At 64.8% G+C, this 21,789-nt stretch carries 25 protein-coding genes; 13 read left to right on the top strand and 12 right to left on the bottom strand.

Annotated elements, in window-relative coordinates; all coding sequences use genetic code 11:
- Window positions 1-21 precede the first annotated feature (21 nt).
- Window positions 22-1,428, top strand: coding sequence for a dihydrolipoyl dehydrogenase (lpdA, locus tag CK224_RS18810; RefSeq protein WP_095782746.1), 1,407 nt, complete (start codon window positions 22-24; stop codon window positions 1,426-1,428).
- A 547-nt stretch (window positions 1,429-1,975) separates the two neighbouring features.
- On the opposite strand, the gene CK224_RS18820 is transcribed toward lpdA, so the two are convergent.
- The gene (locus CK224_RS18820) at window positions 1,976-3,040 is read right to left on the bottom strand and encodes a TraB/GumN family protein (protein WP_095782811.1); all 1,065 of its coding nucleotides are present in this window, start codon (window positions 3,038-3,040) and stop codon (window positions 1,976-1,978) included.
- A gap of 258 nt (window positions 3,041-3,298) precedes the next feature.
- Here CK224_RS18820 and CK224_RS18825 point away from each other — a divergent pair, with 258 nt between their 5' ends.
- From CK224_RS18825 to rpsP, 5 genes are all read left to right on the top strand, one after another.
- Complete coding sequence (locus tag CK224_RS18825; protein ID WP_095782747.1) at window positions 3,299-4,240, top strand: CPBP family intramembrane glutamic endopeptidase; 942 nt, start codon at window positions 3,299-3,301, stop codon at window positions 4,238-4,240.
- 67 nt (window positions 4,241-4,307) lie between these two features.
- Complete coding sequence (locus CK224_RS18830) at window positions 4,308-5,249, top strand: glycosyltransferase (RefSeq protein WP_095782748.1); 942 nt, start codon at window positions 4,308-4,310, stop codon at window positions 5,247-5,249.
- 356 nt (window positions 5,250-5,605) lie between these two features.
- The gene (gene ffh, locus CK224_RS18835; protein WP_095776704.1) at window positions 5,606-7,201 is read left to right on the top strand and encodes a signal recognition particle protein; all 1,596 of its coding nucleotides are present in this window, start codon (window positions 5,606-5,608) and stop codon (window positions 7,199-7,201) included.
- Window positions 7,202-7,209: 8 nt separating this feature from the next.
- Complete coding sequence (locus CK224_RS18840) at window positions 7,210-7,536, top strand: chorismate mutase (RefSeq protein WP_066991680.1); 327 nt, start codon at window positions 7,210-7,212, stop codon at window positions 7,534-7,536.
- Between the two features lie 107 nt (window positions 7,537-7,643).
- On the top strand, window positions 7,644-8,045 hold the full coding sequence (gene rpsP / locus CK224_RS18845; protein WP_066991677.1) for a 30S ribosomal protein S16: 402 nt from the start codon (window positions 7,644-7,646) through the stop codon (window positions 8,043-8,045).
- A 76-nt stretch (window positions 8,046-8,121) separates the two neighbouring features.
- Here rpsP and CK224_RS18850 read toward each other — a convergent pair whose 3' ends face one another.
- Both CK224_RS18850 and CK224_RS18855 read right to left on the bottom strand, forming a co-directional pair.
- Window positions 8,122-8,385: a YMGG-like glycine zipper-containing protein gene (locus CK224_RS18850; RefSeq protein ID WP_066991674.1), complete on the bottom strand. Its 264-nt coding sequence runs from the start codon at window positions 8,383-8,385 to the stop codon at window positions 8,122-8,124.
- A 220-nt stretch (window positions 8,386-8,605) separates the two neighbouring features.
- On the bottom strand, window positions 8,606-9,016 hold the full coding sequence (locus CK224_RS18855) for a DoxX family protein (protein WP_095782749.1): 411 nt from the start codon (window positions 9,014-9,016) through the stop codon (window positions 8,606-8,608).
- Window positions 9,017-9,155: 139 nt separating this feature from the next.
- Here CK224_RS18855 and CK224_RS18860 point away from each other — a divergent pair, with 139 nt between their 5' ends.
- Window positions 9,156-9,563, top strand: coding sequence for an ACT domain-containing protein (locus CK224_RS18860; protein WP_095782750.1), 408 nt, complete (start codon window positions 9,156-9,158; stop codon window positions 9,561-9,563).
- 454 nt (window positions 9,564-10,017) lie between these two features.
- Here the strand turns inward: CK224_RS18860 and CK224_RS18865 are convergent, their stop codons facing one another.
- Both CK224_RS18865 and CK224_RS18870 read right to left on the bottom strand, forming a co-directional pair.
- Complete coding sequence (locus CK224_RS18865; RefSeq protein WP_067323616.1) at window positions 10,018-11,052, bottom strand: aspartate-semialdehyde dehydrogenase; 1,035 nt, start codon at window positions 11,050-11,052, stop codon at window positions 10,018-10,020.
- A gap of 285 nt (window positions 11,053-11,337) precedes the next feature.
- Window positions 11,338-12,747, bottom strand: coding sequence for a glycosyltransferase (locus CK224_RS18870; protein WP_095782751.1), 1,410 nt, complete (start codon window positions 12,745-12,747; stop codon window positions 11,338-11,340).
- 147 nt (window positions 12,748-12,894) lie between these two features.
- Between CK224_RS18870 and CK224_RS18875 the strand changes: the two genes are divergently transcribed.
- A complete protein-coding gene (locus CK224_RS18875) occupies window positions 12,895-13,602 on the top strand; it encodes a DUF805 domain-containing protein (protein ID WP_095782752.1) in 708 nt (235 codons plus the stop codon).
- On the opposite strand, the gene CK224_RS18880 is transcribed toward CK224_RS18875, so the two are convergent.
- From CK224_RS18880 to leuD, 6 genes are all read right to left on the bottom strand, one after another.
- Window positions 13,592-14,089: a GNAT family N-acetyltransferase gene (locus CK224_RS18880; RefSeq protein WP_095782753.1), complete on the bottom strand. Its 498-nt coding sequence runs from the start codon at window positions 14,087-14,089 to the stop codon at window positions 13,592-13,594. The two genes, CK224_RS18875 and CK224_RS18880, sit on opposite strands and share 11 nt — an antisense overlap.
- 5 nt (window positions 14,090-14,094) lie before the next feature.
- Window positions 14,095-15,198, bottom strand: coding sequence for a 3-isopropylmalate dehydrogenase (gene leuB, locus CK224_RS18885; RefSeq protein WP_095782754.1), 1,104 nt, complete (start codon window positions 15,196-15,198; stop codon window positions 14,095-14,097).
- A 137-nt stretch (window positions 15,199-15,335) separates the two neighbouring features.
- Window positions 15,336-15,689, bottom strand: a complete 354-nt coding sequence (locus CK224_RS18890) for a VOC family protein (RefSeq protein WP_095782755.1) — start codon at window positions 15,687-15,689, stop codon at window positions 15,336-15,338.
- Window positions 15,690-15,750: 61 nt separating this feature from the next.
- Entirely contained in the window at window positions 15,751-16,134 is a 384-nt protein-coding gene (locus CK224_RS18895; protein ID WP_095782756.1) for a RidA family protein, read from the bottom strand.
- 125 nt (window positions 16,135-16,259) lie between these two features.
- Window positions 16,260-17,204, bottom strand: a complete 945-nt coding sequence (locus CK224_RS18900; protein ID WP_095782757.1) for a hypothetical protein — start codon at window positions 17,202-17,204, stop codon at window positions 16,260-16,262.
- A 73-nt stretch (window positions 17,205-17,277) separates the two neighbouring features.
- Entirely contained in the window at window positions 17,278-17,883 is a 606-nt protein-coding gene (gene leuD, locus CK224_RS18905; RefSeq protein ID WP_066991643.1) for a 3-isopropylmalate dehydratase small subunit, read from the bottom strand.
- Between the two features lie 158 nt (window positions 17,884-18,041).
- On the opposite strand from leuD, the gene CK224_RS18910 reads away from it, so the two are divergent.
- The 5 genes from CK224_RS18910 (at window position 18,042) to CK224_RS18930 (ending at window position 20,684) form a co-directional block, all read left to right on the top strand.
- Window positions 18,042-18,467, top strand: coding sequence for a GNAT family N-acetyltransferase (locus CK224_RS18910; RefSeq protein WP_095782758.1), 426 nt, complete (start codon window positions 18,042-18,044; stop codon window positions 18,465-18,467).
- A 75-nt stretch (window positions 18,468-18,542) separates the two neighbouring features.
- Window positions 18,543-18,863 carry a metalloregulator ArsR/SmtB family transcription factor gene (locus CK224_RS18915; RefSeq protein WP_095782759.1) on the top strand — a complete coding sequence of 107 codons (321 nt, stop codon included), beginning with the start codon at window positions 18,543-18,545 and terminating at the stop codon, window positions 18,861-18,863.
- Window positions 18,860-19,309, top strand: a complete 450-nt coding sequence (locus CK224_RS18920; RefSeq protein WP_095782760.1) for an SRPBCC family protein — start codon at window positions 18,860-18,862, stop codon at window positions 19,307-19,309. Before CK224_RS18915 ends, CK224_RS18920 begins: the two co-directional genes overlap by 4 nt.
- Before the next feature lie 34 nt (window positions 19,310-19,343).
- Window positions 19,344-19,832, top strand: coding sequence for an SRPBCC domain-containing protein (locus CK224_RS18925; RefSeq protein WP_095782761.1), 489 nt, complete (start codon window positions 19,344-19,346; stop codon window positions 19,830-19,832).
- Window positions 19,833-19,874: 42 nt separating this feature from the next.
- A complete protein-coding gene (locus tag CK224_RS18930) occupies window positions 19,875-20,684 on the top strand; it encodes a DUF72 domain-containing protein (RefSeq protein WP_095782762.1) in 810 nt (269 codons plus the stop codon).
- On the opposite strand, the gene CK224_RS18935 is transcribed toward CK224_RS18930, so the two are convergent.
- Window positions 20,603-21,769 (bottom strand): FAD-binding oxidoreductase, encoded by a 1,167-nt coding sequence (locus tag CK224_RS18935; protein WP_095782812.1) that lies wholly within the window; start codon window positions 21,767-21,769, stop codon window positions 20,603-20,605. The genes CK224_RS18930 and CK224_RS18935 overlap by 82 nt on opposite strands.
- Window positions 21,770-21,789 lie beyond the last annotated feature (20 nt).

Raw genomic sequence — 21,789 nt, forward strand, 5'->3', positions numbered from 1 at the left:
CCAGACCAGAAGGACACCATCATGGCTTATGACGTCGTAATCATCGGATCGGGACCGGGCGGCTATGTCTGCGCCATCAAGGCGGCACAGCTCGGCCTGAAGACGGCGGTGGTCGAGAAGAACGCCACCTTCGGCGGCACCTGCCTCAATATCGGCTGCATCCCGTCGAAAGCCCTGCTCCACGCCTCCGAGATGTTCGCCGAAGCCGGCCATGCCTTCGATACGCTCGGCATCGAGGTCGGCGCGCCAAAACTCAATCTGAAGAAGATGCTGGCGCATAAGGATGCGACCGTGGCCTCCAACGTCAACGGCGTCGCTTTTCTCTTCAAGAAGAACAAGATCGACTCTTTCCGCGGCACCGGCAAGGTGATCGGCGCCGGCAAGGTGTCGGTCACCGGCGAGGACGGCAAGGTCGAGGAGATCGAGACCAAGAACATCGTCATCGCCACCGGTTCCGACGTCGCCGGCATTCCGGGTGTCAAGGTCGACTTCGACGAGAAGGTGATCGTGTCCTCGACCGGCGCGCTGTCGCTGGCCAAGGTGCCGGGCAGTCTTGTGGTGGTCGGCGGCGGCGTCATCGGGCTCGAGCTCGGCTCGGTCTGGGCCAGGCTCGGCGCCAAGGTCACGGTTGTCGAGTTCCTCGACACCATCCTCGGCGGCATGGACGCCGAAGTCTCGAAGCAGTTCCAGCGGCTGCTGTCCAAGCAGGGGTTCGAATTCAAGCTCGGCGCCAAGGTCACCGGCGTCGCCAAATCCAAGAAGGGCGCCAGCGTGACGTTCGAGCCGGTCAATGGCGGCGCGGCGGAAACGATCGAGGCCGATGTCGTGCTGGTCGCGACCGGACGCCGCCCCTACGCCGACAGCCTTGGATTGAAAGACGCCGGCGTCGAGATGGACGAGCGCGGCCGGGTCAAGACCGACGGGCATCTGAGGACCAACGTGCCCGGCATCTATGCCATCGGCGACGTCATTGCCGGGCCGATGCTGGCGCACAAGGCCGAGGACGAGGGCGTGGCGGTGGCCGAGAGGATCGCAGGCCAGGCCGGTCATGTGAACTACGACGTTATTCCGAGCGTCGTCTACACCAGTCCCGAAATCGCCTCGGTCGGCAAGACCGAAGAGGAGCTGAAAAAGGCCGGCATCGACTACAAGGTCGGCAAGTTCCCTTTCAGCGCCAATGGCCGCGCGCGGGCCATGCTGCACACCGACGGCTTCGTGAAGATCCTCGCCGACAAGGCGAGCGACCGCGTGCTCGGCGTTCATATCGTCGGCTTCGGCGCCGGCGAGATGATCCACGAGGCGGCGGTGCTGATGGAGTTCGGCGGCTCCTCGGAAGACCTCGCCCGCACCTGCCACGCCCACCCGACCATGTCGGAGGCGGTCAAGGAAGCGGCATTGGCCACGTTCTTCAAGCCGATCCATATTTAGGTGCTCGTCACGCGCCGGCGCGGAAAGCCCGAGGATGGCGAAGGTTGTAGTTAAACAAAAACGGCCCGCCTTTCGGCGGGCCGTTCGTCGTGGAGCTATAGCCTGATCACGGAGACGGCGCAGGTGCCGGAGCCGGGGCAGGCGTCGGAGTCGGCGCGGGCGCCGGGGCTGGCGTCGGAGCTGGAGCAGGCGTTGCGGGCGCTGGTTCAGGCGTTGCAGGCGCCGGGGCCGGCGTCGTCGCGGCCGGCGGCTCGGAAGTCGCCGGGGCGTGCTCGCCGCCGGTTCTGCCAAAAACATAATACGCAACAATGGCCAGGATAATGACAACTAGGGCGATCAGCCACCCGCTGCCGCCACCACCGCCCCTCGAGGGCGGCGTGCTCGACGGGGTGTAGGGGTCATTAGGGTTCGCCATGAAACGTGTCCTCCTTGGAATGAAAGGCATCAAATAGCAGCCATCAACGCGCGGATCCCCTAATGGGTTTCACGCAGGCGGACGGAAAGCGCTGAAAAACCGGCATTTTCCGCTCCCCAGCCGCCAGACGACTCAGTTGACGGCGGTAACACTATACCCCGCTTTGCGGAAATCTTCGACCAGTCCGTCAGGGCCGGGCAGATGCAGCGCGCCGACCGCCATGAAGGCATTGCCCCTGGCCAGGATAGGCATGGCATGCGCGACCATGACCTTGTTGCGGCTGGTGATCATGGTCTGCTCGAAGGCGGCGTAGCCGGCCTGGTCATCCGCCGTGTCGGGCAGCACGGCGCGAAACAGCGGCCAGAACATGCCGACCTCGCCGCGTTGGTAGAGCACGATCATGGTTTCGTTGACGTCGTTCACCTTGTCGCCGAGCTTCAGCGTCTCGACCAACCCCTTCATGTGGTAGGCGAGCGGCAGCGAAGCCATGGCGCGCAGTTGGTCGACGGCGGTTTCCAACCCCTCGACGTCCTTGCCGGATGCTTTGGCGTCGGCGGCCAGCTTGACGTCCAGCACCGGCGCGCCGGCGCTCTGGCGCGCCACCTCGCAGGCCGGCAGCGCCACCATGGCCGACAGGATCCACGGCTTCATCTTGGCCACCGTCAGAGGCGGAATGCCGCGTGCGTCAAGCCCCTTGTTCAGCACCGCTGCATCCTCGGGCGACAGCAGCGAGGACAGCGTCGTGTTGTCCGTGAACATCATCAGGCCAGGCTCGGCGGCCATGGCGGCCATCATCTTGGCCTTGTCGAGGGCGTCGGTGGTTTCGATGATGATGGTGTCGGCGCCGTCATAGGCTTTTTGGGCCGCGGCAGGCAGCGTGGTGACGCGCGTGTCCGTCATGTGCATGGTGCCGAAGAGATAGGACGGCTCCTCGCCCGGTTTCTCGAGCTTCCACAACAGCCCCCGGCCGTTTGGAACGGCGGCGGCTTCGGTCTGGACCTTCTTGAAGGCGGCGGGATCGCTCTTTGCAAGACCTGCCAGCAGGTCGCTGCCGCCGCAGGCGGGCGCTTCGGCATGCGCGCGACCGGCCAGCAGCAGCACGAGCAGGAACGAAAGGAAAAACAGCACGTTGAGCGCTGCGAGCAGCTTCAACGAGACGAGGGCCGCGCGGTCGGCGATGGCGATAACGCGTTTCATGGCAAGCTTCTTAAGCGTAAAAAGCGGCAAAACGGTTAATCGAGAGCCGAAATTGTTGTCGACCGGCTCGGATTCCCGGCAGCAGCGTTAGGCGGGTGGCCCTGCACCGATGGAAGGCCATGGCTAATCTGCAGGCAATTTCGATGATCCCTGCGGTCGAGCGGCCCAACTGTTGCTGGATTTGACGGGAGCGATTGCGCCGAAAACGCCGATCCCCTAGATCATGCGACCGGAAAAGCGCTCGGCAGGGGACCCCGTGTGATCATCGACAACGCCGCCTTCGAGCGCTACCGGCGCTCGCCGAACGAGAAAACCACCCTGCTCCGGCTCCTGCTCGGAACGGCGATCGTCGTTCTCTTCTGGCTCGCCGTGACGCTGGTCGTGCTCGTCGCCGGCACCGCCGCCTTCATCGTCTTGCGCCTCCCGGGCCCGGCGACCGGACAGCCGATCCAGGATTTCCTTGCCTCTCCCGCCGGCATCCTCACCGCGCTGGCGTCCTTTGCCGGCATTTGGATCGGTCTTTGGGCCGCGATGCGCTTCGTTCATGGCGAGCCGCTCTCGGCGCTGATCGGCCCAGACCGCCGCATCTCGCGCGGCGGGTTTCTCAAAGGCCTGGTCGCGGTTCTGACAACCTCCTTGTTCTCCGAGGTGCTGCTCTATTGGCTACAGCCGGAGATCGTCCGCGGATCGATCGCGTTCTCGTCCTGGCTGCTCTTGCTTCTCGCGATCGTGCCGCTCGCCTTTCTGCAGACCTCATCGGAGGAGGCTCTGTTCCGTGGCTATCTGCTGCGTGGCCTCGCCAGCCGCTTTGGCAGCCCGCTGATCTGGGCCGCGCTGCCGGGCCTTCTGTTCACCGCCTTGCATTGGAGCCCGGCCTCGACGCCTGCCATCAATGCCTGCGTACTGATCTCGATCGCCGCCTTTGCGCTGCTGCTGACGCTGCTGGTCTATGTGACCGGCAATCTCGGCGCTGCATTCGGCGCCCATCTCGGCAACAACCTGACCGGCTTCCTGCTGATCTCGCACCAGCAGAGCTACAATTCCTTCGCCCTGTTCAACGCCAAGCCGCTGGAAGGCCCCGGCTGGACCAATTGGGACGCCGTTCTCATCGCCGCGATCGGCATCGTAAGCACGCTGCTGACGATGCTCCTGCTTCTGCATCGCCGCTCCCCCCTGACGGTCGGGCCGGACGAGCCATGATCCAAAAAAGCGGAAACCGGTTTCTTGATCGGATCGTGGTCAGGCGGAAAACCGACGGGCTCGCCTGATGCGCATCACGCTGGTGGCGGAACGCACCATTCCCTGCAAAGGCTATGGCGGCACTGAGCGGCAGGTCGACTGGCTGGCAAAAGAGCTTTCGCGTCTCGGCCACAAGGTGGTCCTGATCGCCGGTCGCGGCTCGAGCCATCCGCTGTGCGAAGTGCGGCAGGCCTCTTCGGCCGCCGAATGCCGCGCTGCGATCCCGGCCGACACCGACATCGTGCATTTCAATGGCTGGTACATCGAGATTTCGCGACCGGCGCTCTATACGATGCATGGCTTCGACCCGGAATTCACGCAAAACAGGCCAAACTGGAACTTTGTCAGCGCCAGCCATGCGCGCAACCATGGGCGGGAAACCTTCGTCCACAACGGCTTTCCGGTCGACGCCTATCGGCTGTCCGCCGGCAAGACGGACAGGCTTCTGTTTCTGGCCGGCATCGCCCGCGCCGGCAAGAACCTCAACCGGGCTGTCGATCTCGCCCGTGCGTTCGATTTCCACCTCGATATCGCCGGCGGCTCGCGCTGGCAGCTCCTGCAGCGCACCAAGGTTCGCCGCCAGGGTGTCTTCTTCAAGAGCCTCGGCCGCCGCTTCCGCTACCACGGCGTCGTCGACGGCGACGAGAAGCTGCGCCTGCTGGGAGAGGCCAGAGCTTTTCTCAACCCGATCGCCTGGGAAGAGCCGTTCGGCATGGCGCCGGTCGAAGCGATGCTCTGCGGCACGCCGGTGTTGACGACACGGCGCGGCGCGCTGCCCGAAATCGTCGACGACGCCACCGGACGCCTCTTCGACACCGATGCCGAGTTCGCCAAGGCCTTGGCCGACATCGCCGGCTTGTCGCCTGAGCAGTGCCGCGCATCCGCCGCCGCGCGATTTCCCATCGCGAGGACGGCAAACGGCTATCTCGATCTCTATACGCGCATCCTGGATGGCGAAAAGCTGCCCTGAACCGCCTCTTTTGCTCTTGAAAACCGCCCCAGCCTTGACTCTGCCGCCGATTTCCTGTCTAGACGCGCACGAATTCCGCGACGAGACCCTCTCCGCGAAAGCCGACCAGGACGCCGAAGCCTCTTTGAGGCGAGAGCTGTAAACCGATCCTGGAGGCCAACACCCGGCAGCGCGATGCGCCCCCGGGTGCTTTTTGGCTTTGCGCTTTTGCTTGGCGACCCGGCGCGAACGCACTACCTCTCGGGTCGAATGAACCGAGATCGAAGGAAGCAAGATGTTTGAATCACTGCAGGAGCGCACAAGAGGCGTGGAGGGCCGCAGGGCCGACAGGGCGCTCTCGCACGGCGGTTTGATCAATGTTTGAGTCCTTACAAGAGCGCCTTGGCTCCATCCTGAACGGCCTGACCGGCCGCGGTGCACTGTCGGAGGCGGACGTCTCTGCGGCGCTGCGCGAGGTGCGCCGGGCACTGCTTGAGGCCGATGTGGCGCTCGAGGTGGTTCGCTCTTTCACCGACAAGGTGCGCGAGAAGGCGGTCGGCGCCGCGGTGCTGAAGTCGATCAAGCCCGGACAGATGGTCGTCAAGATCGTCCATGACGAGCTGGTCGATATGCTCGGTGCCGAGGGCGTCGCTATCGACCTCAACGCGCCCGCGCCCGTCGTCGTCATGATGGTCGGCCTGCAGGGTTCCGGCAAGACGACGACCTCGGCCAAGATCGCCAAGCGGCTGACCGAGCGTCAGAACAAGAAAATCCTGATGGCCTCGCTCGACACGCGGCGTCCGGCCGCGCAGGAGCAGCTGCGCCAGCTCGGCGAGCAGACCAAGGTCGCCACGCTGCCGATCATCGCCGGCCAAAGCCCGGTCGATATCGCCAAGCGCGCCGTGCAGGCGGCAAAGCTCGGCGGCCACGACGTCGTCATCCTCGACACCGCCGGCCGCACCCATATCGACGAGCCGCTGATGGTCGAGATGGCCGACATTAAGAAGGTGTCGTCGCCGCACGAAATCCTGCTGGTCGCCGACTCGCTGACCGGCCAGGACGCGGTCAACCTGGCGAAAAGCTTCGACGAGCGCGTCGGCATCACCGGCCTGGTGCTGACCCGCATGGACGGCGACGGCCGCGGCGGCGCCGCGCTTTCGATGCGCGCCGTCACCGGCAAGCCGATCAAGCTGATCGGCACCGGCGAAAAGATGGACGGGCTGGAGGAATTCCACCCCAAGCGCATCGCCGACCGCATCCTCGGCATGGGCGACATCGTCTCACTGGTCGAGAAGGCCGCCGAGACCATCGACGCCGAGCAGGCGGCGGCGATGGCCAAGAAAATGCAGTCGGGCAAGTTCGACCTGAACGATCTTGCCGCGCAGCTTCAGCAGATGTCGAAAATGGGCGGCATGGGCGGCATCATGGGCATGATGCCCGGCATGGGCAAGATGAAGGACCAGCTCGCCGCGGCCGGCTTCGACGACAAGATGTTCCGCCGGCAGCTCGCCATCATCTCCTCGATGACCAAGGCCGAGCGCGCTAACCCCGATATCTTGAAGCACTCGCGCAAGAAGCGCATCGCTGCCGGCTCCGGCACCGACGCGGCCGAGATCAACAAGCTCTTGAAGATGCATCGCGGCATGGCCGACATGATGAAGGCGATGGGCGGCAAGGGCAAAGGCGGCGGCATGATGCGCGGCATGATGGGCGGCCTTGCCTCGAAGATGGGCCTTGGCGGCATGATGCCCGGCGGCATGGGGGGTATGCCGGATCTCTCCAAGATGGATCCCAAGCAGCTCGAGGCCCTGCAGAAGCAGGCTCAGGCTGCCGGTCTCGGCAAGGGCCTGCCGGGCGGGCTGCCCGGCGGACTTCCCGGGGGCGGGTTGCCGGGCCTGCCCGGCGGCATGAAACTGCCGGGCCTTCCCGGTCTCGGCGGCGGCGGGCTGCCTGGCCTTGGCAAGAAGAAGTGAGGGGGGCGATGAACGAGGAGAAGGATATGGCCGAGGCACGCGCCGTTCTGGCGGGCTACCGCGCTTCGATCGACAACATCGACGCCGCCCTCATTCATATGCTGGCCGAGCGCTTCCGCTGCACCAAGGCGGTCGGCGTGCTGAAGGCCGAGCATGGCCTGCCGCCAGCCGACCCGGCGCGCGAGCAGCAGCAGATCGCCCGCCTGCGCCAACTGGCGAAGGATGCGCATCTCGATCCGGATTTCGCGGAGAAATTTCTGAACTTCGTCATCCGCGAAGTCATCCGGCATCACGAACAGATCGCCGCTAACAACGGCGTGACGAAAACCGGCTGAAGCTGGTGCATGTCGCCCAAACTGCGCAGCGGTCTTGGGATTACGACTTGCACAAGGCCAAAGCCGCAACCCAATCAACGAACTCAGAGCTTGTTAGGAGATAAAGAATGGCACTGAAGATCAGACTGGCCCGTGCGGGCTCGAAGAAGCGTCCCTATTACCACGTCGTCGTCGCCGACGCCCGTTCGCCGCGCGACGGCCGCTTCATCGAGGCGCTCGGCTCGTGGAACCCGCTGCTGCCGAAGGACGGCGAACGCGTGAAGGTCGACGCCGACCGCGTCAAGCACTGGCTCTCGCACGGCGCCCAGCCGACCGACCGCGTGCTGCGCTTCCTCGACGAGGCCGGCATCGCCAAGCGTCCGGCCCGCTCCAACCCGAACAAGGCCCTGCCCGGCAAGAAGGCGCAGGAGCGCGCAGCCCTGCTGAAGAAGGCCCAGGAAGACGCCGCCGCTGCCGTTGCGGCCGCGTCCGCAGCACCCGCCGAGGCGGAAGCCGCCACCGCCGAGTAATCTCGGCCTCGGTCAAAACAGGTCAAAAGAACGGCGGGCCAACCCCGCCGTTCTTTTGGTCAGGCCCGTCGATACCTCAATATCCCGACGGGCAACGAGCAATATAAACGCGCCCGTAGCGGTCCCGATAACGGCACTTGCCGCTTTCGCTGGCACGGCCGATCAACGCGCCTGCCACGGCGCCGACAGCGCCACCGACCACTGCGCCCTCGACCGGGTCATTGGCGACGGCCGCTCCGACCGCAGCACCGCCCAAGCCGCCGATCGCCGCTCCTTTTTCCGTCTGCGAACAGGCGCCCAGCGCCACCGTCAGCACCAGAATGGTAATCGCTTTCTTCATTTCAGTTCCTCTCTCACGGGATCGCCGTCCTCGCCGCCAAGCTTTAACTCGCAAACGGCTAATTTGATCCCGAAGGGAACCAATATTGCTGTTTCGAAGGCAGGCGCGGGTTGCGCCAACCGGCCTCGACAGCATTGAGAGTGCTCACGAATTAGCGTTCGGCCCCGGCTTCGAAGCCTTGCGGTCGCCGCAGCCGGTGGAATCACCAGAACGAACCACCTCAGCGGCTGAACGGGATCAGCGCGCGCACTCTGGGGTCGCGCAGATAGAGCCCGCCCCACAGGACAACAGCGAGATAGACGCCGAAAAGCGTGTGCGAAAGCAGCGGGTTACCGATGCGCACATGCGTGGAAATGGCGCCGCCCATATAGGCGGTGAGCAGGATGGCTCCGAGCACGGACGTGCGCGGCAGCGCATAAAGCACAGTCGAGATCAGGCCGACGATGCCGAGCAGCCGCGCGGCGTTTGGGTCATCTGGCCAGCCGAGCTGCGTCATCGTCTCGGTGACGATCTGCAGCGGCGGCAGCTTGATGACGCCGTCGAAGATCATGAAAAGGATGACAATGGCGCTAAGCGCGCGCCCGGTCCACAAGGCGCCGTTCGAGACGGGAGCGGCTTCTGAAATGCTCATTGGTTCCCTCCTTGGTTGGAGCCTGGCTGTTTTGCCGGCTTCGAGCCAAGGACGGCGGGCAGGGCGGCGATCCTACAAGGGTCGGTGCGCTTTTTTCGAACGCATGATTGAGTGAGAATGCATGACCGGAGGAGAGAGAATGACCGGCGAGACCAATCTCAAAAGACTACTGGCGTCGATGACGCCGCAACTGCTCCCCGATGTCCATGTTTTCGCGACGCTGGCGCCGGGTGGGGCCGTGCCGCACGGTCTTGATCGGGTCATGCAGTTTCGCGAGCGGGAAGGCACGACGCTGATCGTGACGGAGGACCAAGCGAAGGTAGCCGGCCTCGCCGGCACGTTCCGCTGCCGGATGATCACGCTCGACATCCATTCGTCGCTCGACGCCGTCGGCTTCCTGGCCGCGATCACGACGCGGCTCGCCGCTGCCGGCATGGGCGTCAATCCGGTCTCGGCCTTTTACCATGACCATCTGTTCGTCCCGGCGGAGCGGGCGGACGAGGCGCTCGGCCTCCTGCGGCAGCTGGCTGCGGAGAGCAGTGGCTAGCGCCTCAGCACATGGAAGCAGCGGGCATCGCTCGTCACACCTGGATATTCCGGCGCCACCCTCATCCTCCTGCCGCGACCTTTCCCGTGAACGGGGAAAAGAGAGCTATCGGCGGAAGGCCGCCCGCGACGCGCGGCCCGTGAGCGAGAGCCCAACGGCCGAAGGCCGAGCCCGCGACCGCGGGCCGCCGGTCGTCCGGCGCCCTCGCGGAGGGCCCGCCGCGGCAGCGGCGGAACAGCCCGTGAGCGAGAACAAAACGGCCGAAGGCCGAGCCCGCGACCGCGGGCCGCCGGTCGTCCGGCGCCCTCGCGGAGGGCCAGCCGCGAAGCGGCGGTGCGGCCCGTGAGCGAGAACAAACGGCCGAAGGCCGAGCCCGCGACCACGGGCCGCCGGTCGTCCGGCGCCCTCGCGGAGGGCCCGCCGCGGCAGCGGCGGAACAGCCCGTGAGCGAAAACTAAGCCGCCTTCTTCTTCGGCTGGATCAGGCCCCGCTCGACCAACAGCTCGGCGATCTGGACGGCGTTGAGCGCCGCGCCCTTGCGCAGATTGTCGGAGACGACCCACATCGACAGGCCGTTATCGACGGTCGAATCCTCGCGGATGCGCGAGATGAAGGTGGCGTCCTCGCCGGCCGACTCGAGCGGCGTGATGTAGCCGCCGTTCTCGCGCTTGTCCAAGACCTGGCAGCCGGGAGCCTCGCGCAGGATCTCGCGCGCCTCGTCGGCGGTAATCGGCTTCTCGAACTCGATGTTGACGGCTTCCGAGTGGCCGATGAACACCGGCACGCGCACGCAGGTCGCCGTCAGCTTGATCTTGGGATCGAGCATCTTCTTCGTCTCGGCGACCATCTTCCACTCTTCCTTGGTGAAACCGTCGTCGAGGAAGACGTCGATATGCGGGATGACGTTGAAGGCGATGCGCTTGGTGAACTTCTTGACGTCGACCTGGTCGGCGACGAAAACCGCGCGGGTTTGCGTGAACAGCTCGTCCATGCCTTCCTTGCCGGCGCCGGAGACCGACTGGTAGGTGGCGACGACGACGCGCTTGATGGTGGCGACATCGTGCAGCGGCTTCAGCGCCACGACGAGCTGCGCCGTCGAGCAGTTCGGATTGGCGATGATGTTCTTGCGGGAGAAGAGTTCGACCGCGTCCGGATTCACTTCCGGCACGATCAGCGGCACGTCCGGGTCGTAGCGGAAGGCCGACGAATTATCGATGACGACGCAGCCCTGCTTGCCGATCTTGGGCGACCACTCCTTGGAGACATTGCCGCCGGCCGACATGACGCAGATGTCGGTGTCGGAAAAATCGTAGGTGTCGAGCGCCTTGACCTTCAGCGTGCGGTCGCCGAAGGACACTTCGGTGCCCTGGCTGCGGCGCGAGGCCAACGCCACCACTTCGCTCGCCGGGAAGCCGCGCTCGTCCAGAATGTTGAGCATTTCGCGGCCCACATTGCCCGTGGCGCCGACTACCGCAACCTTGAAACTCATCGAAATCTCCTGTCCCTCTCCGCTTGGTTGTTGGAGAAAACCCGCCGGCCTCATGCGGGTTCTGTCCCCCGGGCCGAACCCGGGAGAGGGTGGTTAGGCCAAGGGAATCACACCGTTTTGGTGGTGGTTTTGGCCGTAGTTTTGCGAGAACGGACGGACGCGTCGAAACGCCCGGCCCGATGCTGTGCATCGTGGCTGGGGACATCGAATGCCAGAAGAGCCAAATGGCCGCGCATTGAAGACGATCCCGTTCGCTGCCGGCTTTTACGCGCTTTGCGTAAAGAGTCAATTGGCGCAGGCTGCTGCCGCCTTGAGCCCGGCCTTTATCGCCGCCCAGCTTTCGGCAGGCGATGTCGGCCTGTGCTCTTCGGCGATACGGCCGGCCAGCAAATCGCGCCAGGCATCGTCGTCTGTCATCCGTCGGATTGCGCCATACCAGCCGATCTGATCGGTCGAACCGACCGCGGGCATCAGGCCGCCGGTCGCTTCGATCAGCGACGGCGTGGTCGATACGATGACCGGGACCCCGAAATCCAGACACTCCGAAGCGGCATAGCCCCAGCCTTCGATATGCGAGGGGAAAACGCCGAAGCTGGCACTTCGATAATAGCCGATAAGCTCCTCGTCGCTGACCGGACCCGCGAAGACGATCTGCTCTTTCAGCCCCGGATGAGCCTTGAGATAGGCGCTGAGCTCCTCGACCATCCAGCCCCATCGGCCGACGCAGACGAGCTTCGGCAACCGAACGCCTTCGTCGAGCGCCTGCTGCCAGATGCGGGCGAGCATGATGTGGTTCTTCCGGATCTCGACGGTCGAGCAATAAAGGATGTAGGGCTCGCCAGCCTCGAGCCGCGACGTCATCCTCAGCCGCGCGGCCTTCTCATGTAGCAGCGACGGCATCGGGAAGCGATGGACGACCGGCAGATCTATGCCGGCCTTGCGCATGTGATCGCCAAGCATCGTCGCCGCGGTGTCGGAGGTGCAGAAGGCCGCCGCGCCGGACCGCACCAGCCGTTCGAGATTGGGCCCGAAGGCGGCCTGCCATCTGTTCTTGGCGACAAGGTCGGGCCGCATGGTCGGGATCATGTCGTGGCAAAGAAAGGCTATATTGTCGGGGCCGGCGCAAACCGCCGCTAACTTATCGCCGACCAGCAGCTGGTTGCTGATCAGCACCGTTCGAGGCCCGACATCCTTCGTCGGCTGCGCCGCATCGCCGCGAAGCAAACCCGCCCGGAGACCGGCTCGCCTAGAGAAGCGATAGGCCCGCAGCAACACCTTCGACACCGTGAAGGTGAAGCCGGGACGGCCGTTCGTCACCATTCCCGCAAGCTGGCGATCGGCTTCACTCTTGGCCATTGGATGGCGCCGCACCGATTGGAACCCCTGTCGCAGCGCGGCAGCGGCTTGCAGTCGTGGCCGCTGCCGGAACGGCGCGATCTCGCTGACATCCAACTGCTCCATCTCGAATTTTTCGAGCACCCGGAAACGATGGCTGGAGAGATCGAGCGTCACCACCTCGACATCCGGGTCGGGATCGGTGAGCGCTGCCCTGACCATGAAGTCTTCCAGCCGCTGGATGCCGGCCAGCGCGCCGCGCCAGGCGAGCAGGCCGGTCGCGTCGATGCAGATTTTCCGTCTTTGGCCGCCGGGAGCGTCGGCCGCTTCTGGCAGCAGTGTCGAGTCCTTCTGGGCCATTGCTTCGCGGTCTGTGAGGCGACTTGCGGCTTCTATCCCGATTTGCCGCCCCTAAGATAGCCGGCTGAACGCCATCGCTCTTGCCCGCCGGCCGGCGCTCATGTCAAATCGAGCAAAGGGAAAGAATTCGACGCTCGGGGGGATCTGATGCATGGCGAAGTTCTTCACTATGACGAGCACCAGGGCTTCGGCTTCATCAGCGGCGCCGACGGCAGGCGCTACAGTTTCGCGCGCGAGGACCTGCGTCGCGAGACAACGCTTGCCAGGGGAGCCCAGGTCGAGTTCCAGCCGAACGGCGAACGTGCCGGCAATGTCTTCTCGGTCCGCGGCCGGATGATCGATCCGGTTGACAACGCCGTTCCAGTTCCTGCCCGTCCGCTGCCGGGTAGCTCGCCTGCGGGGCAGCCGCATTTCGGCCGCAACGCCGAGGCCGAAACGGTGGAATCGACCGGCCTCTGGAGCTATTTCTGGCGTGGCGTGACGACGAACTACGTCAACTTCTCCGGCCGCGCCCGGCGCAAGGAGTTCTGGGGCTTTTGCCTGTTCTGGACGATCGGTCTTGTCGTCGCCATCGGCGTCGGCTTCTCCGCGGACCTGTCGCGCGGCAACGTCGAGGGCGGCGGCGATGAGCCGGTCGTCATGTTCAGCCTGCTCGGTCTTTCCGTCCTGCTCACGTTCCTGCCGTGGGTCGCGCTCGTCGTGCGCCGCTTGCATGATCTCGGCCTGACCGGCTGGCTCGCCATCCTCTGCTTCGTGCCTTATGTCGGCTGGCTCGCCACCCTGGTCTTCGGCCTGATCCCGACCCAGGCCGGCGACAACAAGTGGGGGCCGGTGCCGGGCGGAGTCAGATTCTAGCCGCCGCCGTCCTTAGTGCCTCGCCCGACAGCCTGAGGAAGATCTTCTGGCCATGGCGTTCGGCGCCGAGCCGCTCGTAGAAGCGCAGCGCACCCTCGTTCCAGTCCTCGGCGGTGAGGTCGATGCGGCCAATGCGCTTGTCGAGGCAATAGCCGGCGAGAAAGCCGATCAGCGCCTCACCCACTCCCGCGTTTCGTGCCTCTTGGCGTACGAACAGGTCTTTCAAGAACATCAGCCGGTCGAGATCAATGCCCGGATGCGCGATCGCGACCGAGGCCAGGCCGGCCACCTCGCCACCGGCGAAGGCCAGCGCGAAATGCGGATAGGCCGGGCTTTCCTCGCCGAGCCACTGCTTTGCCGTTGCCGTCGCCCGGGCATGGTCGAGCGGTGACTGCCGATAATGCGCCGCCATTGCGCAAAGCACGGTGGCGAGCGCCTCGGCGTCTTCGGTCGTCGCCCAGCGGACGTCGACCGCCGCCTCTGCCATGGGGATCAGCCCAGGAACTTGGCGATGATGGCGTCGCCCATCTCGGTGGTGCCGACCTCGGTCATGCCCTCGGACATGATGTCCTTGGTGCGCAGGCCGTCGTCGAGCACGGCGGCGATCGCCGCTTCGAGCTTGTCGGCTTCCACCGTCATGCCGAAGGAATAGCGCAGGCACATGGCGAAGGAGGCGATCATGGCGATCGGATTGGCGACGCCCTTGCCGGCGATGTCGGGCGCCGAGCCGTGCACCGGCTCGTAGAGCGCCTTGCGCTTCTTGGTCTTGACGGCCGGCGCGCCGAGCGAGGCCGACGGCAGCATGCCGATCGAGCCGGTGAGCATGGCGGCGATGTCCGAGAGCATGTCGCCGAACAGATTGTCGGTGACGATGACGTCGAACTGTTTTGGCCAGCGCACCAGCTGCATGCCGCCGGCATCGGCCAGCATGTGGTCGAGCTTGACGTCGGCATATTTCGCCTGATGCGTCTGGGTGACCACCTCGTTCCACAGCACGCCCGACTTCATGACGTTGCGCTTTTCCATCGAGGTGACATGGTTCTTGCGCGTGCGTGCCAGCTCGAAAGCGACGCCGGAGATACGCTCGATCTCGAACGTGTCGTAGACCTGGGTGTCGATGCCGCGCTTCTGGCCGTTGCCGAGGTCGATGATCTGCTTCGGCTCGCCGAAATAGACGCCGCCGGTCAGCTCGCGCACGATCAAGATGTCGAGGCCCTCGACCACCTCCTGCTTGAGCGAGGAGGAGGCGGCCAAAGCCGGATAGCAGATCGCCGGACGCAGGTTGGCGAACAGCTCCATGTCCTTGCGCAGGCGCAGCAGGCCGGCCTCGGGGCGCACCTCGTAGGGCACCTTGTCCCATTTCGGCCCGCCGACGGCGCCGAACAGCACGGCATCCGCCACCATCGCCTTTTCCATGTCGGCATCGGAGATCGCCGCGCCATGCGCGTCGTAAGCGCATCCGCCGACCAGCCCCTCGTCGGTGGCAAAGCCGCTGCCGAGCTTCGCGTTCATGGCCGCGATCAACTTCTTCACTTCGGCCATGGCCTCGGGGCCGATGCCGTCGCCGGCGAGCAGGAAGAGATTTTTCGAAGCCATGGAGAACCGTCCTGGGGAGAGATTGAACCGCGGCCTTGCTAAACGCCGGGCGGGCTGTGCGCAAGGGGACGAGCCTCGAGATCCTTCACACCCCCTCTGCCCTGCCAGCGTCTCGCAAGAGGCCGGTAGGCGCGCCATCACCGATGCGACAGGATATTCACCAGCCGCCCGAACGGATCGCGCACATAGAAGCGCCGCACGCCCCAGGGCTCGTCGGCCGGGCCGTATTCGACGGCAAAGCCAGCCTTGCGCATGCGGTCCAGCGCATCATCGACATCGTCGACCTCGATCGAGAGGTCCGGCACCGGCGTGCCCGAGCCGCCTTGCGACATGAAGCTGATCTGGACGGCCATGGTCTGCTGGCAGCCGTACGTGGCGATCCAGCCCATATCCATGAGCTGATCGAGGCCAAGCACGCCCTGATAGAAGCGCTTTGCCGCCGCAATGTCGGGCGTTTCGATATTCGCGACGATGCGTCTGACGTTGACCATGGGCCGCTCCTCGCTCCACGCCGTGGTGTGCCCAGCCGCTTCGCAGCCTGGGCGACAGGCATCAGACAGTGCGCCTGAGCGCCGTCACCTCGATCTCGATCTTCATCTCCGGTTTGTTGAGCTGGCAGACGATCATCGTCGCCGCCGGGCCGATGTCCCCGAACGCCTCGCCGAGGATCGGGAAGACCACGTCAACATAGGCCTGGTCGGTAATATAGTAATGCGCCCGCACCACATCGGCCATGTCGAAGCCGCCGTCGGCAAGGGCCTTAGCGATGGTGGCAAGACAATTGCGCGTCTGCGCCTCGACCGTGTCGGGCATCGTCATCGTGGCATAGTCGTAGCCGGTCGTTCCGGAGACGAAACACCAGTCGCCCTGCACCACCGCGCGCGAATAGCCGGCGGTTTTCTCGAAGGGGGAACCGGTGGAGATCAGCTTGCGCATGGGGCCTCGCAGGATTTGTTCGGTCATTCTGAAACGCATCCACAACCCAGTCGTGAGCCAGACAACGCGATGCTGGCGGGACAGAAGGGGGCGCGAAGGACGCAACCTGGCAATTGACGCTCGGGCTAATTCCCCTGCGTGTCGTCATAGGCCTTCTTGATATCCACCGGCCAGTCCTTTACCGGCGGCCAGGCATCCGGCTCGCCATTTTGGCCGCGGCGGGCGAAATAGACCTTGTGCTTGACCGGGTCGACCGCCATGAGGCCGTCATTGCCGCCGCAGTCATGCGGCACGCAGCCGGTGGCATAGAAGGCGCCGGAAGCGGTCTTTTCGGTGCCGCCGCCGACCAGCAGGCTGGTCGCCATGTCGGGCATATCGTCGCCCAGCAGCGCCTGCGCCGCCTTGTAAACCGCTTCGTTATGGAACGCGTCGATGATGTTGTCGTATTTCGACGCATCGACGTCCTTCCAGTCGGTGCCGGGTTCCGGCGTGTAGGTCAGGTTTCCGGAGGTCGTCAGCCCCTCGGTCGGCGACCATTGCAAGGCCGGCTTGGTTGCTCCGGGCAGCAGGAAAGGCACGAAATGGATGGCGTCGTCGGAAACCGCGGCCGGTGGCGCGCCGCATTCGTCCTGCTCGACCGTCGTGGTCCGGATCTCGCCGTCCTTCGGCTTCCAGACGATGACCTTGGCCGGGCCGCACTGGTTGCCGCCGTCGCCGACATCGACCAGCGCCACGTTGACGTCGCCGATCTTGACGATCCTGTCGAAGGAGACGTCGTAATTGCTGGCCAGCTGCTTGCCGTCATAGGCGAGCACCTTCTCGCCGTCCTGCTCCGGCTGCGTGATGGTGAGTTGGCCGCCTTCGAACGGGATCGGCGCCTGTTTGTCGGTGTCGGCGGGAGCGGCGTCGGAAGTGCTCGATGCGCCTTGATCGGCCGCCGCTTGATTGGCGGCGGGCTGGTCGGAAGCCGCGGGCGACTGCGGCGCCGTCTGGCTCTGCGCGGTCGCCCCGGACACCGCCAGAAGGATCGCCGCCAAGGCGCAGGCGCCGGCCAGAAGCGAGCGTGTCATGACTGTCCCTCCGTTCAGCCGCCACGGACCCGGCCGCTTGCGGCCGGGCTATCTCTCACCGTGCCTCAGCCGTTCAGGCCCAGGGGCGCAGCTCGGCGTTCTTCTTCTCGAAGGACGCGATGGCGCCGGCCTTCTCCATGGTCAGTCCGATATCGTCGAGGCCGTTCAAGAGGCAATGGCGCTTGAAGTCGTCGAGATCGAACTTGACCACGCCGCCATCCGGGCCGCGGATCTCCTTGGCTTCGAGGTCGATCGACAGCGTGGCGTTGGAACCGCGCGAGGCGTCGTCCATCAGCTTGTCCAGGTCTTCCGGGCTGACCGTGATCGGCAGGATGCCGTTCTTGAAGCAGTTGTTGTAGAAAATATCGGCGAACGACGTCGAGATGACGCAGCGAATGCCGAAATCGAGCAGCGCCCAGGGCGCGTGCTCGCGGCTCGAGCCGCAGCCGAAATTGTCGCCGGCGACCAGGATCTGCGCCTTGCGATAGGCCGGCTTGTTGAGCACGAAATCCGGGTTCTCCGAGCCGTCGTCCTTGTAGCGCATCTCGGCGAACAGGCCGGTGCCAAGCCCGGTGCGCTTGATCGTCTTCAGATAATCCTTCGGGATGATCATGTCCGTATCGACGTTGACGATCGGCATGGGCGCCGCGACGCCGGTGAGCTTGGTGAATTTGTCCATGGTCCTTACCCGTCTTCTCTCCGCGGGGAATTTTGCGCACGCTTTACACAAAGCCGGCGGCAAATGAAAGGCAACTGTTGTCGTGTGGCTTGGACGATCGAACACAAAATCGGGATCGGCTGCTTTCAAAATCCCGGCCGATCGGGCACCTTGGCTGCATGGCGCCGACTTCGAAGGTCCTCTACGCAAGCGAGCCCACGCTCGATGTCGGCGAATTCCGCCGCGTGCTGGTGGAATCCGGCCTCGGCGAAACACGGCCGGTCGACGACGAAGCTCGGCTGAAGGCGATGCTTGGCAATGCCAATCTGGTGCTGACGGCACGGCTCGATGTCGACGGCAGGCCGCTTCTCGGCGTCGCGCGCGGCGTCACGGACTTCTCCTGGGTGTGTTATATCTCCGAGCTCGCCGTATCGGCTTCGGCGCAGGGGCTCGGCATCGGCAAAGGCCTGATGGACGAGGCACGCCGCCAGCTCGGCACGTCCGTCGCCATCAGCCTGATCTCGATGCCTGACGCCGTCGGCTTCTACGAGCGCATCGGCATGAAACGCATGCCCGACGCCTTCTGGTTCTCCCGCCAGCACTGATGCCATTCACCGGCAAGTGATCGCTCGACCTGGCGCACCGCTTGACATGCAACCAAATGGTTGCATATTAAGGCCATGAGCATGGATGCCGTCTTTCGCGCTTTGGCCGACCCGACCCGCCGGCAATTGCTGGACAGCCTCTATGCCAGGAACGGACAGACGCTGAACGCGCTCTGCGAGCGGATGGACATGACGCGCCAGGCGGTGACCAAGCACCTGGCAATTCTCGAGGAGGCGAACCTCGTCGCCACCGTTCGCCGCGGCCGCGAGAAGGAGCATTACCTCAACCCCGTTCCGATCAACGAGATCGCCGAGCGCTGGATCGGCAAATTCGAGCGCCATCGGCTGGATGCCTTGAGCGACCTGAAGAAACGACTTGAAAGGGAAGAGCCGTGAGCGACAACACTTTCGTCTACGTCACCTACATCCGCACCACGCCCGAAAAGCTTTGGACGGCGCTGACCGATCCGGAGTTCAACCGGCAGTTCTTCCTCTGCTCCTACCAGGAGAGCGACTGGAAGGTGGGTTCGAGCTGGAAGCTGATCTTCCCGGACGGCCGCGTGGCCGACTCGGGCGAGATCCTCGAGATCGATCCGCCCAGGCTTCTGGTCATCAAATGGCGCAACGAATGGCTGCCCGAGGTGAAGGAAGACGGCTACACGCGCTGTACCTTCACCATCGAAAAGGACGGCGAGCTGATGAAGCTTGCCGTCACCCACGAGGCCGACGGCCCGCACCGACTGATCCCGAACGTGTCCAAGGGCTGGCCGCTGGTGCTGGCGAGCCTCAAGAGCCTGCTGGAGACCGGCAAGGGTTTCGAGCGCCCGCCATCGAAGGGCTGAACGACGCATTGAACGGCCGCGGAGGAGGTTGGCAATGATACTGCCGCATAGCTGGCCGCGCGCCATGGCGAACACCGAGACGGTCATGGCATCGGCGGAACTTCCCGCTTCGCCGCAACAAGTCGTCACCGCGCTTCTCACCAGCGACGTCGAGCGCTGGTGGGGGTCGGCCGAGACCTACCGGATGATCGGCTGGGCCGCCGATCTGCGCGTCGGCGGATCGTGGCGCGTCATCGTGAGGACGGCCGACGGCAGGACCCTGCCCGCCAGCGGCAGCTTCCTCGAGATCGAGACGGGGCGCAGGGTCGTGCAGACGAGGCGCTACGATTGGGATCATCCGACGCTCGGCCGTCACGAAACGACGGTTGCCTATCTGCTGGAGCCGACCTCTGCCGGCACGCGGCTCACCGTGTGCCATGGCGGCTTCGCCGGCTTCCCGGACGCCGCGGCGGAGCACGCCGAAGGCTGGGCGCGCGTGCTCGGCTGGCTACAGGCACATCTGGGCTGCCGCCTCGCCGCCTGAGCCCCGCCTTGACCTGCACGCGCGCCTGTCCAGATTGAGGTCATGGCACAAAACAAACCTTTTGTCGGAACAGCCGGATGGACCATACCGGCAGCGCACAGGTCCTCTGTTCCGGCGACGGGCTCGCAATTGGAGCGTTACGCTTCGCGTCTTCCAGTCGCGGAGATCAACTCCTCGTTCTACAAACCGCATCAGCGCGAAACCTATGAGCGCTGGGCGTGGTCGGTCCCGGATCGTTTTCGGTTCTCCGTTAAAATCCCCAAAGCCGCGACCCATGAGCGCCGCCTGGTAGATTGCCATGATCTTCTGGATGCTTTCATGGGCGAGGTTGGAGGTCTCGGTGAAAAGCTGTCCGCCCTCTTGGTGCAGCTGCCGCCCAGTCTGCAGTTCGACAGGCAGATAGCCAAAAAGTTCTTCGCCTTGTTGCACGACAAGACCGACTGCCGCTTGGTCTGCGAACCGCGTCACGCCAGTTGGTTCGAGCCGGGGGCGGATGCTTTGCTGAGCCGCCTCCGTGTCGGGCGCGTGGCGGCGGACCCCGCCCCAGTTGCCGCCGCTTCCGTGCCCGGCGGCTGGCATGAGCTCGCCTATTTCCGCTTTCATGGCGCGCCGCAAGTCTATTTTTCGGACTACGACGCCGGCCGGCTGTTGGAGATCAGCGCCCAGCTCGCCAGCGCGGGCGCGTCAGCCACCGAGGTATGGTGCATTTTCGACAATACGGCGCGCGGGCATGCGCTCGGCAACGCGCTGGCGGTCGATGCGATTATGCGTCAGATGACGTTCAATTCCCTGAACGCCCGCCCCGCCGTGACGCGCTCATATCCGAACGCCGTGCAATCGATCGTCCGATAGCCGCCATGCACGATGAGTTCCGAGAGCGCCTTGCCCACCGCCGGCGCCTGCTGCAGGCCATGGCCGGAGAAGCCGTTGGCGAAGAGGAAGTTTTCCACCTCCGGATGCGGCCCGATCACCGCGTTCTGGTCGAGGGTGTTGTAATCATAGTGCCCGACCCAGGCGCGTGTCGGCTTGATTGCCTCGAAGGCCGGGACGCGGGTGGCTAAAGTCGGCCAGATCACGTCCTCGAACAGCGGCCACTCGACCTCGAAATCCTTGGGATCGGGTGCATGGTCGCCTTCCTCCGGCTCGGCGCCGCCGGTGAGATAGACCGAGCCTTCCGGCCGCACATAGATGCCGGAGGGATCGACCAGCAGCGGCATGTCGGCATATTTTTCCCGTGCCTCGAAGACGAAGACGTTGCGCTTGCGCGGCTCGACCGGCAGTGCGAGCCCGGCAAAGGCCGCCACCTTGCCGGCGTTCGGGCCGGCGGCGTTGACGATGATGCCCGATTCCAGCGTCTCGCCATTGTCGAGGGCGACGCCGGTGACGCGACTGCCCTGGCGCGTGATACCGGTGGCCGACGCGGTGATGAAGTCGATCCTCCTCTCGCGCAGCGCTTTGCGGAACAGCATCAGCAGCGCATGCGCGTCGAACCAGCCCTCGCCGCCGCGGCCATAGGCGCCGGCGGAAATGCCTTCGGTCGAAAGCCAGGAGAAGCGGCGGGCGAGCTGGCCTGCATCCTCCAGCACGATATCGGCGCCCTCGGCGATCTGCGCCTCGTGATTGGCCTTGAGGATCGGCAGCCCCGCCTCGCCGGCGAGGATCAGATAACCGCCCTCGCGAAAGCCGATGTCGGCATCGGCGCCGAAAGTCTCTTTCAGCCGCCGGAACAGCTTCAGCGTGAATTGCGACAGGCGGATGTTTTCAGGAATGGAAAATTGCTGGCGGATCGAGGCCAGGGACAGCGTCGTCGCCGCTTGCGAGAATTGCGGATCGCGCTCGATCAGCGCGATGGAGCCGGTAAAACCTTCTTCGCGCAGATAGTAGGCGACCGAGGACCCGACGATGGCGCCGCCGATGATGACGATGTCGTAACGCACTTTGTTCTCCGATTCGCCGG

Origin of the sequence: Mesorhizobium sp. WSM3862, from assembly GCF_002294985.1 — a bacterium.
GTDB lineage: Bacteria > Pseudomonadota > Alphaproteobacteria > Rhizobiales > Rhizobiaceae > Mesorhizobium.

What these genes read in the sequence shown, in the direction of transcription:
- lpdA (WP_095782746.1), top strand. Translation starts at nt 22, where the DNA reads ATGGCTTATGACGTCGTAATCATCGGATCGGGACCGGGCGGCTATGTC.
- CK224_RS18820 (WP_095782811.1), bottom strand. Translation starts at nt 3,040, where the DNA reads ATGAAACGCGTTATCGCCATCGCCGACCGCGCGGCCCTCGTCTCGTTG.
- CK224_RS18830 (WP_095782748.1), top strand. Translation starts at nt 4,308, where the DNA reads ATGCGCATCACGCTGGTGGCGGAACGCACCATTCCCTGCAAAGGCTAT.
- ffh (WP_095776704.1), top strand. Translation starts at nt 5,606, where the DNA reads ATGTTTGAGTCCTTACAAGAGCGCCTTGGCTCCATCCTGAACGGCCTG.
- CK224_RS18840 (WP_066991680.1), top strand. Translation starts at nt 7,210, where the DNA reads ATGAACGAGGAGAAGGATATGGCCGAGGCACGCGCCGTTCTGGCGGGC.
- rpsP (WP_066991677.1), top strand. Translation starts at nt 7,644, where the DNA reads ATGGCACTGAAGATCAGACTGGCCCGTGCGGGCTCGAAGAAGCGTCCC.
- CK224_RS18850 (WP_066991674.1), bottom strand. Translation starts at nt 8,385, where the DNA reads ATGAAGAAAGCGATTACCATTCTGGTGCTGACGGTGGCGCTGGGCGCC.
- CK224_RS18855 (WP_095782749.1), bottom strand. Translation starts at nt 9,016, where the DNA reads ATGAGCATTTCAGAAGCCGCTCCCGTCTCGAACGGCGCCTTGTGGACC.
- CK224_RS18860 (WP_095782750.1), top strand. Translation starts at nt 9,156, where the DNA reads ATGACCGGCGAGACCAATCTCAAAAGACTACTGGCGTCGATGACGCCG.
- CK224_RS18865 (WP_067323616.1), bottom strand. Translation starts at nt 11,052, where the DNA reads ATGAGTTTCAAGGTTGCGGTAGTCGGCGCCACGGGCAATGTGGGCCGC.
- CK224_RS18870 (WP_095782751.1), bottom strand. Translation starts at nt 12,747, where the DNA reads ATGGCCCAGAAGGACTCGACACTGCTGCCAGAAGCGGCCGACGCTCCC.
- CK224_RS18875 (WP_095782752.1), top strand. Translation starts at nt 12,895, where the DNA reads ATGCATGGCGAAGTTCTTCACTATGACGAGCACCAGGGCTTCGGCTTC.
- CK224_RS18880 (WP_095782753.1), bottom strand. Translation starts at nt 14,089, where the DNA reads ATGGCAGAGGCGGCGGTCGACGTCCGCTGGGCGACGACCGAAGACGCC.
- leuB (WP_095782754.1), bottom strand. Translation starts at nt 15,198, where the DNA reads ATGGCTTCGAAAAATCTCTTCCTGCTCGCCGGCGACGGCATCGGCCCC.
- CK224_RS18890 (WP_095782755.1), bottom strand. Translation starts at nt 15,689, where the DNA reads ATGGTCAACGTCAGACGCATCGTCGCGAATATCGAAACGCCCGACATT.
- CK224_RS18895 (WP_095782756.1), bottom strand. Translation starts at nt 16,134, where the DNA reads ATGCGCAAGCTGATCTCCACCGGTTCCCCCTTCGAGAAAACCGCCGGC.
- CK224_RS18900 (WP_095782757.1), bottom strand. Translation starts at nt 17,204, where the DNA reads ATGACACGCTCGCTTCTGGCCGGCGCCTGCGCCTTGGCGGCGATCCTT.
- leuD (WP_066991643.1), bottom strand. Translation starts at nt 17,883, where the DNA reads ATGGACAAATTCACCAAGCTCACCGGCGTCGCGGCGCCCATGCCGATC.
- CK224_RS18910 (WP_095782758.1), top strand. Translation starts at nt 18,042, where the DNA reads ATGGCGCCGACTTCGAAGGTCCTCTACGCAAGCGAGCCCACGCTCGAT.
- CK224_RS18915 (WP_095782759.1), top strand. Translation starts at nt 18,543, where the DNA reads ATGAGCATGGATGCCGTCTTTCGCGCTTTGGCCGACCCGACCCGCCGG.
- CK224_RS18925 (WP_095782761.1), top strand. Translation starts at nt 19,344, where the DNA reads ATGATACTGCCGCATAGCTGGCCGCGCGCCATGGCGAACACCGAGACG.
- CK224_RS18930 (WP_095782762.1), top strand. Translation starts at nt 19,875, where the DNA reads ATGGCACAAAACAAACCTTTTGTCGGAACAGCCGGATGGACCATACCG.